This is a genomic window from Flavobacterium sp. GNP001, from assembly GCF_054343775.1.
In genome coordinates this window covers 1-12,310 of record NZ_JBTGUX010000012.1, presented here as the reverse complement: position 1 = coordinate 12,310, position 12,310 = coordinate 1, and the positions used below count along the sequence as shown (strand labels likewise).

Here is a 12,310-nt window from a genome sequence, read left to right as displayed (position 1 = left end):
GTTGACGCTTCTCTGTTGTGTTTTGTATAACGGATGCTGTTGCCTCACGTTGTATTGAAACGGTTTAAACTTTAGATGTATTACAAGTCATCAAAACTCTCTTACCCAAGTCGTACGCTTTATCTTTTTGTACAATCATCTAATTTCTGTAAAACTAATTTTTTCAAAATTAGCTTTTTTGGGTTCCGTAGCTACGGCTGTTTTTTTTGATTTACAACCAATAAGCAGTATACATGACTGAATACAATAAGTATTTTTTTCATATTTATAGTAATTTTTAATAATATAGTTAGGATCTGGACAATTTTTTAGATAAAATGCCAAATTACTTTTACTACAAACTCCAGGATAATCTCCAAATGAGTTGTGAGATGTCGGCAATAATTTGAAAATGCAAATGAGGCGCGTAATCTCCATTTACCGATGCATCACCTAAAGTCGCTATTTTTTGACCTTTTACGAAAAACGGTCGCCAATCTGCAATATCCATCAATACTTTCTAACGACAAATGCCCATATAAAGTATAAAATTTATGATCTTCAATTTTATGTTCTAAAATAATTGTAGGACCGTAGTCTCCTAATCCAGTATTATAATTAAAACTATGAACAAAACCATCTACAGCTGCTAGAACGGCAGTACCTGCTTTTATCCATAAGTCTAATCCAATGTGTATGTTTCGCTCTTCAGTTGTTGTATCGTTGAAAATCCCACTTCGTTTGTACAAATTTCTAATTTCATTGTACCCCCCAAAAGCCACTTTTGCATTATTTTCACTTAAATAATTTTCTATATAAGTTTCAAAATCAGTAGCATTATCTATGTTTTGTTTTTTAAAAATTTCATTATTTATAGAAATATCCAATGGAATATATTGATTATAATCAATTGTAGCATCTATAATTTTAACATTTTCAAGGTTTTGTAATATATTTTCTAGTACTTTCATTTATAATTTATTTTTTTAAAACACTAAATTAAAATAATAATGCCAACATAAAGAGATTACGTTGGCATTATTTAGTTAATTTACTTTTCTAATCTATCATTTTTCTCCTTTTTAAGTGAGAACGTTATTTACATTTCACTTTTCAAAAAAAAGCTAGCAGTTATTTTACAGCTAATAACGCTACAAATTCAATTACTGGATCTTTAGAGAGTAGGGTGCCAGCATTTGCCATCAATGCCTCAGCAATTTTGCCCTCAAGATGTGCTTTTCTTCCTTCTTCTGTTTCAAAAGTATCAAAAATTCCAAAAGTAGAAGTTCCTATTTGCCAACCGTACCAATTTACTGTTTCTGGCTCGTCCAAAACTAGTGGTAACGCGCTTTTTAAAAATGCAGCAACTTCCTCTTCTTTCTTGCAGGTTTAGCTTCTAGTCGAGCTAATAAGGCATATTTTTCCATTGTGTTTTTTTTAGAACTTAAAAATACAATTAATCCTTATCAGATTGAAATAGTTTAACTTTTGTTTACTACTATATTTATGCTTTATATGACTCCAAATCAGATAGAGGTAGCCATAAAAAAATCCTAACTGTTGCCAGTTAGGATCATTCATTATTAATGTGGTCTAAACTAATATAAACTAGGAAACTTAACAGGATTTACTTCATTCATCATTTCATAAACTTTTTCAAAAATGTCTTCAGATGAAGGTTTAGAGAAATAATCTCCGTCTGTCCCATAAGCAGGTCTATGGGCTTTTGCAGTCAAAGTTTGTGGTTTGCTGTCTAAATAATTGTAGGCGTCTTGTTGTTCTATGATTTGTTGTAAAATATAAGCTGAAGCTCCACCAGGAACATCTTCGTCAATTACTAATAGGCGATTTGTTTTAGCAATACTTTTTACAACATCTTGGTTCACATCAAATGGGAGCAATGATTGTAAGTCGATAATCTCACAATCGATACCTACTTCTAAGAGTTCATTTGCTGCTTGCTGAACTAAGCGCAATGTAGATCCATAGGAAACTAATGTAATGTCTGTTCCTTCTTTTAGTGTTTCTACAACACCAATTGGCGTTTTAAACTCACCGTAGTTCAATGGCATTTTTTCTTTCAATCGGTACCCATTCAAGCATTCGATTACCAAAGCCGGTTCATCACATTCGAGCAAACTATTATAAAAACCAGCTGCTTGCGTCATATTTCTAGGTACTAAGACATGAATCCCTCTTATTGCGTTGATGATCATTCCCATAGGAGATCCAGAATGCCAAATTCCCTCTAAACGATGGCCACGTGTTCGTATAATTAATGGTGCTTTTTGTTTGCCTACAGTTCGGTATCTGAGTGTAGCTAAGTCATCACTCATGATTTGTATCGCATACAATAAATAATCTAAATACTGTATTTCAGCAATTGGTCGCAAGCCACGCAAAGCCATACCAATTCCTTGTCCTAATATAGTAGCCTCACGTATTCCCACATCGGCAACGCGTAACTCACCGTATTTTTCTTGCATTCCTTCCAGTCCTTGGTTTACGTCACCAATAGCTCCTGCATCCTCACCAAAGATTAGTGTTTCGGGATATTTGGTAAAAATAGCATCAAAATTATCGCGTAAAATCATACGTCCATCAGTATCTTCTTTTGCATTTTCTGGATATTCAGGTAATACTTTTTCTACAGAAAAAACATTTAAATCGGTTTCTGAAAAAAGATTGCTGCTAAATTTTTCTTGTGTTTTTGTAGTGTACGAACTAATCCATTGAGATAGTTCTTCTTTACCGTTTTCATTTTGAATTAATCGCAATACTTTACGTGCTACAACCAAAATTTCCTTTTTCAAAGGTGATTTAATCCCTTTTAAATCGGTGATAAATTGTACAATACGATCTTTATTTTTACTTGTTGCAGCTAGCTTTTCTAGCAATCCAACTAGTTGTTTTTGTTCTTCAACAATAGGTTCTATAAATGCATTCCATGCCGCTTTTTTAGCTTCTAAAACTTCTTTTTTAGCATTGAGCATCAATAGCATCAATTTCCTCGGGAGAGGCAATGTTGATGGCGATCATCCATAGTTTCATTTGGCGAATACAATCGAAATCTCTTTCCCAAGCCAAACGATCTGGCATCTTTATATCGTTCGTGAGATCCAGAACTTGAATGTCCTTGTGGCTGGGTTAATTCGTTGACATGGATCAAAACAGGAACGTGGTTTTCACGAGCAATATGCAGCTGCTTTCTCATAAGTAGCTACTAAGTCTGCGTAATCCCAACCTTTAACTCTCAATATTTCATAACCATTGGTCCCATCTTCTCTCTGATATCCTTTTAGAATCTCTGAAATATTTTCTTTGGTTGTTTGGTGCTTTGCATGTACAGAAATTCCGTATTCGTCATCCCAAACACTCATAACCATTGGTACTTGTAATACACCTGCAGCGTTTATGGTTTCAAAAAACAATCCTTCGGATGTACTGGCGTTACCTATGGTTCCCCAAGCAATTTCATTTCCTTGATCAGAGAAATTTGCAGCATTAGGAATTCCAGAAATTTGTCTGTATATCTTGGAGGCTTGGGCAAGTCCTAATAGATCTTGGCATTTGTCCTGCCGTTGGCGATATATCTGAACTTGAATTTTTTTGTTGTGTCAAGTTTTTCCAGCTTCCATCTTCATTTAAACTATGAGTAGCAAAGTGGCCACCCATTTGCCTTCCTGCAGACATAGGTTCTTGTACCACATCAGTATGACCATACAAACCAGCAAAAAATTGTTGCATTGTCAACTCTCCAATTGCCATCATAAAAGTTTGGTCGCGGTAGTAACCAGATCGGAAGTCACCATTCTTGAAGGCTTTTGCCATCGCTAGTTGTGGTACTTCTTTCCCATCACCAAAAATGCCAAATTTAGCTTTTCCAGTCAATACTTCTTTACGTCCCAAAAGGCTGCATTCTCTACTCGTTATTGCTAACGTGTAGTCACTCAGTACCTCGGTTTTGAAATCTTCAAATGTCAATGTAGTATTGGTTTGTTCTTTTATCATAATTGAAAAGTATAACTTTATTAAGGCAAATTTACTTAAAAACTAGTTATTTTCATAATTCATCTAAAAAAATAAAATTAAATTATTTAGTAATTAATTCTAATAAAATGAACTGTATTTTTTTTACATGTGTAATTTTTATACCGTATTTTAATGAGAATAATTTAAAAAATAATTAAAATCTATATTGAATTAGAACCATTTTCGATTAAAAAGATTGATTAATGTTTTAGGAGAGAACGTTACTATGAATCGTATTTTCTCGTTGTAATTATTTTGTGCTATTTCCCATCCATTGGAAGAATATACCGGAAAATACAGCTCAAAGTAGTCTGTTACCAGATTCAGTCTTACGCCACTGTCGTAAATAAACTGCTCTTTTTGGTTTTTATTTTTTATGCAATCCAACATCTCCATAAATTTCAATCCAATTCCAAATACTCACACTAGCATTTAAACTGCTAATCCATTGATTTGCATAAGGTGTTTTTATTTTTGATTTAAAACCACCTTCTGCCAAAATGAATTGTTGACTATATAAACCAGTACTTTCTGAACGTCCTAAATAGTTATAATCAAACAAGATAATCAGTAGGTCTGTCTAGTGCGATAACTAAAAAAATCAGATGCAGTTTTATTGTACAAGAAACTTCCAGCATAGAAGCGTAAATTAATTTGGCGGTTGTTTTCAAAAAGCTTTCTGATATTCAATTTCGCCATTTACTTTTCCAAACTCACCTGATATTTGAACATCAGTATTAAAATTAAAATGATTTGTAACCTCGGTTTTGGTGTTTAAATACCGCGCATTAAAAATAGAGTAGTTGGCATGGTCCGTTGTCAATTAGCAAAAGCGCTCTTTTCCCGATTTACTAGCACTTGTCTAAATAAAATTAATTGTTTTCTATTGTCTCTAAAATTAGGCTCTCGGATGCGCAATTGAACCATTGGATTTAGTTTTAGATAGGAAGCATCTTGTGCATAATGAAAGTAAGAACCACTCATGGAATACCTCACATTAAATAAGGTACTGTTTCGATAATTTTGATTTACTGCAATTGAACCTGATCCTGATACGTTATTAGACCTAGTAGAATAGGATGGATTAATATCAAAAGTAAAGGGTTTATCGAGAATTGTTTTATTATGCAATCGCAATCCGGGTGTTATTCCATCATACAAGTTATAAGAAATGGAGGGGACATACAATATTTGATTGTAATAGGGATCTTCTAAATCCTTCATAAAAACAAACTTTATGGGTCTATTATTCGGAAAAAAACCATTTAGTTTTTTCCAGTTATTTCTTAAATTAAATTCGGGAACCTCATTTTTTAGATTCAAAATTATTTTATCTGCCCCATTTCTCTTTAGCAGTAAAAGTGCTATCACGTGTTGTTCGATATCCAACCATTGCTTTAAAAACTACAGTACTCTTTTTTTGGTACCATAAACGGGGATTGGAATTAGAGTTCCTGTACGATTTTTTATTGAGAAAGTGATGCTGTCATTGGTTTTTGCTAACACTAGAAAATTTATAATCTATAATGTCTCTGGAATCAATAATCGTTTTAAAAAACCAATTAATATCTTTATCTGCTATTTGATTTTAGTATGGTTTCAAAATCTATTCTAGAAACTTGTTGTGACCTGATTTTGAATATAAAATTGTTTGATGCTGTTAGGTACAACATTTTTTTGTGCATAGGAATCTAGAAATCGCAATACTCAAACCAGATCTATATTTACTGGCTATTTGTTCATTGAATTTGATCAAAGTATTCTTTAGAATCTGCCAAGTGGCTGATCCAAATTTCTTCGCGCCATTAACATATAAAAATAACTGTATTGCTCATTAAAACTAATATTAGCAATATTAAAACTATTTCAAAAGACGCATATTAGATAGCGCTGCCCATCATTTTAGCTGTCAGGGTGATTTTCATCCATATATTTCATCATGGCATATACCTGCAAACCATCATAGATCCAGTTGTCTTTTCTTGGGTCTAATTTTAAACTAGTTTTAAGATATTCATTCAAGATAGGTTTTCAGGAATTTAATTTCAAAAATAAATTCATCTGGAAACGGACTGATAAACGCTGGCAAGTTGATTCAAACCATAAAACGGATTTCTGTCATAATCTGTCTGCGAAACGATAATCTTTGTCGTGAGGATATTTGCCTATTAATTCGTTTGCAAAATTCACAACTCGATCTATTACAATTGCTTTTTGAATGGCGTCTAACTTATTATTTTTTAAATTATTCAAGTACTTCTACAGCTGCTATTTTTAAAACTTTCAAAATTTAATTTAGGTTCAATGATAAGATTGAAATTGGTTCTATTATTCGCCTGATAATTGACAACTTGTAAACGTGTGCGTAATTAACTGATTTACTGCATATTTAAATCAGAAATAGCTTCTAAGTTTTTAGGAATATTTAATTCAATTTGAAAACTAGTGGATAGGCATTAGCAATATCATCTAAATTAATATTGCTGTATCTTATGAAATTGATGATTTTCATAACGGGCTGGAGTCAAGAAACCAGTTTTTTAGAGTAATAACTCCATTAGAACTATATCCGTATTTTGTAAACTTATCACTAGGAATTTTAGTCATAGTACGTAGATGAAATAAGGTGATTTTCTGATTGGGAAGTAGTTTTTCTGTTCAATTTAATTTCAATTAAATCGGGATTTTTCTCGGTTCTTTCCCAAGATAAATCCATTTTATTTGCATCCAAAATAGAGATATTTGTGGTACTTCCTCGTTCTTCCTCTTTGGCCAAATGGAAACCTCTATAAAATTCATCCGAAAAACGTTTGGCTAGTGGTGTGTTTTTAGTAGAATAGGCGTTGTTCCAATCGTTTAAAACAATCGACGTCAAAGTGTCATTCGATTGATTAGAAAAATGTAATTTCTTGCTGTGTATCGTCATTGTTTTAGTACTGCGAATTCAGTTCAACTACCTATTTTAGAATGATGTTGTGCTTGCATGTTTTATTGAAAATAATACAAGAAAGATATATATCGTAATTTTTAAAAATGTAGATTCAAGTGCTTGGATATTAATTATATTAAAAAATAAATATACTTTTTTTTTAGATTAGAATACTGGAAAAACTACTTAATTACCACATAAAAAAAGCTGTCGATTGAGACAGCTTATTTGTTAGAAATTTGGAGATAAATTATACTTTTTATAAAACTTATCGAGGACGTCAACCACTTCATCTTCAGTATCTACAATTTTAAATAAATTCAAATCCTCGGCACTTACGGTGTGTTCTCTTTCTACCAAAACGGTTTTTATCCAATCCATTAATCCAGACCAAAAACTGGATCCGACTAATGATAATTGGGAATTTAGCAATTTTTTTTGTTTGTATTAAGGTCATGGCTTCAAACAATTCATCCATAGTTCCAAAACCTCCGGGCATCACCACAAATCCTTGCGAATATTTGACAAACATTACTTTTCGAACAAAGAAATAATCAAAATTTAAATTTTTATCGTTGTCAATATACGGGTTGTAATGCTGCTCAAACGGCAGTTCAATATTCAATCCTACCGAAGTTCCGCCACCTAGATGTGCGCCTTTATTCCCGGCTTCCATAATTCCCGGTCCACCGCCGGTAATCACACCATAACCAGCTTTACTGATTTTATAAGCAATTTTTTCTGCTAAGTAAATAATATTTATCTTCGGGTTTTGTTCTAGCAGAACCAAAAATACTCACACACGGACCTATACGTCCCATACTTTCATACCCATTAACAAACTCGGCCATGATTTTAAAAATGGCCCAACTGTCATTGGTTCTAATCTCGTTCCAAGTCTTTCTGTTTTAATCGGTCTTGGATTACTTTATCCTCGTCATTGTCAAAATCTTCTAATCTCATATGCTGTATTTTAATTATCTATTCTATTTTTTTTGGAGCTATTATCCTGCTGTCCGTTTTAATCTTTTTATTTTTTAAAGAAAAAAATAAAAAGGATGTCCACTTCCATCAGGGCTAAAACATCCAAGCCTACTAAAGTAATCCTTTTTTCATAAACTGTACCATAGAACGGTTCATGTAGTTTTTATAATTTCTACCAACGTTACTATTGGCGACAAGTTTTCTAACTTGTTTATTCCCCTCTTTTGGAGGGGTGCCCGCAGGGTGGGGTGGTTTTTTAGTCCTACGTTTAGCAAAAGTTAATAGCTTATATTTCACCCAAATTCCTACAACAATATAGTTGCTCTAGCTCCTTCATCACATTATTCAAATCATGTTTTATCCTTAAATCAGATATTCTGATACACCTTTAATCCTAAAGATACGTAGATATTCTTCTCTTTTTTGGTTGTATTGTTCTTTATTGTCATGGCTTGAACCGTCAATTTCGATTACCAACCCTAAGAGTTTTTACATAAAAATCTACTATGTAGTTACCTATAATTCTTTGTCTGTCAAAATCTATTTTCCAAAATATACCTTTATGAACTTGCAACCAAAAAATTACTTCTGATAGCACTCCTGCTTTGCGCAGTGCTCTAGCCCTAGATTTTAAGTTTATGTTGTAGGGTAAGTTTTCGATGAAATTTCTATAAATGGGTTGTGATATTTATAGAAGCAGTTATCTCGCCAGTACTTTCCATACGATTTGCTTTTTTCACATTCCCTTGATAGTAAAGGTTACAATTTAGTTGGTGCCATTACAAGACGTCAATTTATATAAAAAAGCTATTTTTTGCAAAAATTAAAATATTTAAAAACCACCCCGCCCGCCGCGGCGGGCACCCCTCCAAAGGAGTGGAATTTACAGCCAACTCTTTCTTTAAAAATTGTGCAGTATAGCTTTTTTTATTTTTTGCAACTTCCTCAGGAGTTCCTTTGGCGATAAGCTGTCCGCCACCTTTTCCACCTTCAGGACCGATGTCTATAATGTAATCGGCTAGTTTAATCACATCCATATTGTGCTCGATAATTAATATCGTATTGCCTTTATCGACCAGTTTGTTAATCACTTCCATTAAAACTCTAATATCCTCAAAATGCAATCCCGTTGTGGGTTCGTCTAAGATGTAAAAGGTATTTCCAGTATCTTTTTTAGACAATTCTCCAGCCAGTTTAATTCGTTGTGCTTCACCTCCAGAAAGTGTGGTACTTTGTTGGCCAAGTGTAATGTAGCCCAAACCAACATCTTGTATGGTTTTTACTTTTCTATATATTTTCGGAATCATTTCAAAAAACGGAACCGCTTCATCAACCGTCATATTCAACACATCCGAAATGGATTTTCCTTTGTATCGAATTTCCAATGTTTCTCTATTAAAACGTTTTCCTTGGCACGTTTCACATTCTACATACACATCTGGTAAAAAGTTCATCTCAATTGTTCGAACACCAGATCCTTCGCAGGTTTCACAGCGTCCGCCTTTTACATTAAAACTAAAACGTCCCGCTTTGTATCCCCGAATCATACTTTCAGAGGTCATCGTAAACAGATTTCTAATTTCTGTAAAAACTTCGGTGTACGTGGCAGGATTACAGCGTGGCGTTCTACCAATAGGGCTTTGGTCAATATCAATAACTTTATCAATATGTTCCAATCCTTCTATTTTTTTGTACGGTTGCGGTTTTTTGACACCATTAAAATAAAAGGCATTCAAAATAGGGTAGAGCGTTTCATTGATCAAAGTCGATTTTCCACTTCCTGAAACTCCCGTCACACAAATCATTTTGCCCAAAGGCAATTCTATTGAAACATTTTTTAAGTTGTTTCCTGTTGCTCCGGTTAGTTTTAGGAATTTTCCATTTCCTTCACGGCGCTTTTGCAGGAACTTCAATTTTCATTTCGCCATTCATGTACATCGCTGTAATAGTATGGTGTTTCAAGATTTCCGCAGGTGTTCCTTTACTGATGATTTCACCACCGTATTTCCCGGCTTTTGGACCAATGTCAATCACATAATCGGCGCGTTCAATCATGTCTTTGTCATGCTCGACTACAATTACCGAGTTTCCAATATCACGTAATTGTTCCAGCGAATGAATTAATTTTTCGTTATCTCTTTGGTGTAAACCAATACTTGGCTCGTCCAAAATATATAAAACACCTACCAACTGCGAACCAATTTGAGTTGCCAAACGAATACGTTGTGCCTCACCACCAGAAAGAGATTTGGAGCTTCGGCTTAAAGCCAAATAATTCAAGCCTACATTCATCAAAAAGTTTAGTCGATCCTTAATTTCTTTGATTACTTCCGTCGCAATACGCTTCTGTTTATCAGATGAAATGACTGTCTAAATCATGAAACCAAGCCGTCAAATCCGAAATGTCCATATCGCACAGTTCGGTAATATTTTTTTCATTGATTTTAAAGAACTGCGCTTCTTTTTTCAAACGGGAACCTTCACAAACCGGACATTTTATTTCGTCCATAAATTCCTTTGCCCAACGTTTTATGCTTGTGGAACCACTTTCATCATGTTGGTTTTTTATGAAATGCGAAATCCCTTCAAAATCAATTTTGTATTCTCTCGCAACTCCTAAATCTTTAGAATTAATGGTGAATTTTTCTTTGCCACCATTCAAAATCATTTCCATAGCTTCCTCCGAAATGGTGTTAACTGCATCCGTCAATTTGAAGCCAAATTTTTCACCAATAATTTCTAATTGCTTAAATATCCAAGAGCTTTTGTATTCGCCCAATGGAGCAAAACCACCTGCTTTTATAGATAATTTTGGATTTGGAATAATCTTCTTTGGGTTTATTTCATTTACCGTTCCCAAGCCGTTGCAATGGTCACAAGCGCCTTTTGGTGAATTGAAAGAAAATAAATTGGGTTCCGGATTCTGATACGATATTCCAGTACTTGGACACATCAAATTCCGACTAAAAAACCGAACTTCATTAGAATCTTGGTCTAAAACCATCAATACATTTTCACCTTGATTCATGGCCGTATTGATGCTTTCTGTTAACCGTTTTTCGTTTTCTAGAGTATCATCAATCACCATTCTATCCACAACAATTTCTATATCGTGTGTTTTGTAACGGTCTAATTTCATTCCTAAAGTTATATCCAATACATCACCGTTTACACGAACTTTAAGGAAACCCTGTTTGGCAATTTGTTGAAAAAGTTCTGCATAATGTCCTTTTCTGGCTCGAATCACAGGCGCTAGTATATTGATGCGTTTTCCTGAAAAATCCTGAATAATCAAATCTTTGATTTGCTCGTCAGAGTAAGAAACCATTTTCTCGCCACTGTTGTAACTGTACGCATCGGCACCACGTGCATAAAGCAAACGTAAGAAATCATAAATTTCAGTAATCGTTCCTACAGTGGAACGCGGACTTTTACTAGTCGTTTTTTGTTCAATAGCAATTACAGGAGAAAGTCCGTCAATTTTATCAACATCTGGTCTTTCTAAACCACCCAAAAACTGACGCGCATAAGCCGAAAACGTTTCTACATAACGGCGTTGCCCTTCGGCATATATGGTATCAAAAGCTAAGGAGGATTTCCCAGAACCCGAAAGACCGGTAATTACAACCAGTTTTTCTCTTGGAATGGAAACATCTATATTTTTTAAGTTGTGCACGCGAGCGCCTTGAACTTCAATGGTATTGTCTTTGTCTAGCATAATTTTTTGCAAAAAAGCAAAGTTACCATTTTGAATTGTTCTTTTGATGTAACAGTTTAGAAGTTTGTGTTAAAATGGGAGATTAAAATTTATTCAATAGTCATTGATCTTAATTTTGTTCTATACGCTTCAAGCGCAACAGATTTAGAAATAAAGCCAAAATATTTTCCCTCTTTAAGCACAGGTAAAAAAGCTTTTTTTGATTTTTCAAATTTATTCATGACCATTTCCATACTGTCATCAGGAGAAATGATTTCTGTAGGTTCTGTCATTATTTCTCTGACCAAAGTGTATTTTACGCGATAAGTATTGAATATTATTTCTCGAATATCATTAAAATGAACAATTCCTAATAAGTTCTTTTCAGAATCAACGACTGCAAATATCACTTGATTAGAGTGAGATATTAAATCGACCAGTCTCTCTAAATTTTCAGTAGGGGAAACCGTCAAATAGTCGGTTTGTATGATAGAAGTAGTCTCTAAAGTCGAAAGGATATTGGTATCTTTATTGCTGGTAAACGCATGACCTTTTTCGGCTAAATTCTTAACATCCATCGAATGTTTTTCAAATCGTTTTGAAATTGCAAAACTAATGGAAGCCACAATCATCAAAGGAATCATCAAGTTATAGCCACCTGTAATCTCTGCAATTAAGAAAATTGCAGT

General features: G+C 33.9%; 8 protein-coding genes and 3 pseudogenes. All 11 read right to left on the bottom strand.

The features are described from left to right. Nucleotides 1-428 precede the first annotated feature (428 nt). Nucleotides 429-950, bottom strand: coding sequence for a peptidoglycan DD-metalloendopeptidase family protein (locus tag ACXX8U_RS14930; RefSeq protein ID WP_458566539.1), 522 nt, complete (start codon nt 948-950; stop codon nt 429-431). A 160-nt stretch (nt 951-1,110) separates the two neighbouring features. Next, nucleotides 1,111-1,311: a hypothetical protein gene (locus tag ACXX8U_RS14925; RefSeq protein ID WP_458566538.1), complete on the bottom strand. Its 201-nt coding sequence runs from the start codon at nt 1,309-1,311 to the stop codon at nt 1,111-1,113. A 266-nt stretch (nt 1,312-1,577) separates the two neighbouring features. Continuing rightward, a pseudogene (locus ACXX8U_RS14920) lies at nt 1,578-3,990 on the bottom strand (alpha-ketoacid dehydrogenase subunit alpha/beta). A 388-nt stretch (nt 3,991-4,378) separates the two neighbouring features. Further along, nucleotides 4,379-4,573 (bottom strand): hypothetical protein, encoded by a 195-nt coding sequence (locus tag ACXX8U_RS14915; RefSeq protein ID WP_458566537.1) that lies wholly within the window; start codon nt 4,571-4,573, stop codon nt 4,379-4,381. Between the two features lie 257 nt (nt 4,574-4,830). Beyond that, complete coding sequence (locus ACXX8U_RS14910; protein WP_458566536.1) at nt 4,831-5,235, bottom strand: hypothetical protein; 405 nt, start codon at nt 5,233-5,235, stop codon at nt 4,831-4,833. Between the two features lie 1,375 nt (nt 5,236-6,610). Further along, the gene (locus tag ACXX8U_RS14905) at nt 6,611-6,937 is read right to left on the bottom strand and encodes a hypothetical protein (protein ID WP_458566535.1); all 327 of its coding nucleotides are present in this window, start codon (nt 6,935-6,937) and stop codon (nt 6,611-6,613) included. A 234-nt stretch (nt 6,938-7,171) separates the two neighbouring features. Then, nucleotides 7,172-7,903: pseudogene (locus tag ACXX8U_RS14900) on the bottom strand (LOG family protein). Between the two features lie 384 nt (nt 7,904-8,287). Then, a complete protein-coding gene (locus ACXX8U_RS14895) occupies nt 8,288-8,401 on the bottom strand; it encodes a DUF559 domain-containing protein (RefSeq protein ID WP_458566534.1) in 114 nt (37 codons plus the stop codon). After that, complete coding sequence (locus tag ACXX8U_RS14890) at nt 8,385-8,564, bottom strand: DUF559 domain-containing protein (RefSeq protein WP_458566540.1); 180 nt, start codon at nt 8,562-8,564, stop codon at nt 8,385-8,387. The genes ACXX8U_RS14895 and ACXX8U_RS14890 overlap by 17 nt, the downstream gene beginning before the upstream one ends. A 250-nt stretch (nt 8,565-8,814) precedes the next feature. Beyond that, nucleotides 8,815-11,642: pseudogene (uvrA, locus tag ACXX8U_RS14885) on the bottom strand (excinuclease ABC subunit UvrA); the annotation flags it as partial. An 89-nt stretch (nt 11,643-11,731) separates the two neighbouring features. Further along, a partial coding sequence (locus ACXX8U_RS14880) for a CBS domain-containing protein (protein ID WP_458566533.1) occupies nt 11,732-12,310 on the bottom strand: 579 nt, incomplete at its 5' end.

What these genes read in the sequence shown, in the direction of transcription:
- ACXX8U_RS14930 (WP_458566539.1), bottom strand. Translation starts at nt 950, where the DNA reads ATGAAAGTACTAGAAAATATATTACAAAACCTTGAAAATGTTAAAATT.
- ACXX8U_RS14910 (WP_458566536.1), bottom strand. Translation starts at nt 5,235, where the DNA reads ATGAAGGATTTAGAAGATCCCTATTACAATCAAATATTGTATGTCCCC.
- ACXX8U_RS14905 (WP_458566535.1), bottom strand. Translation starts at nt 6,937, where the DNA reads ATGACGATACACAGCAAGAAATTACATTTTTCTAATCAATCGAATGAC.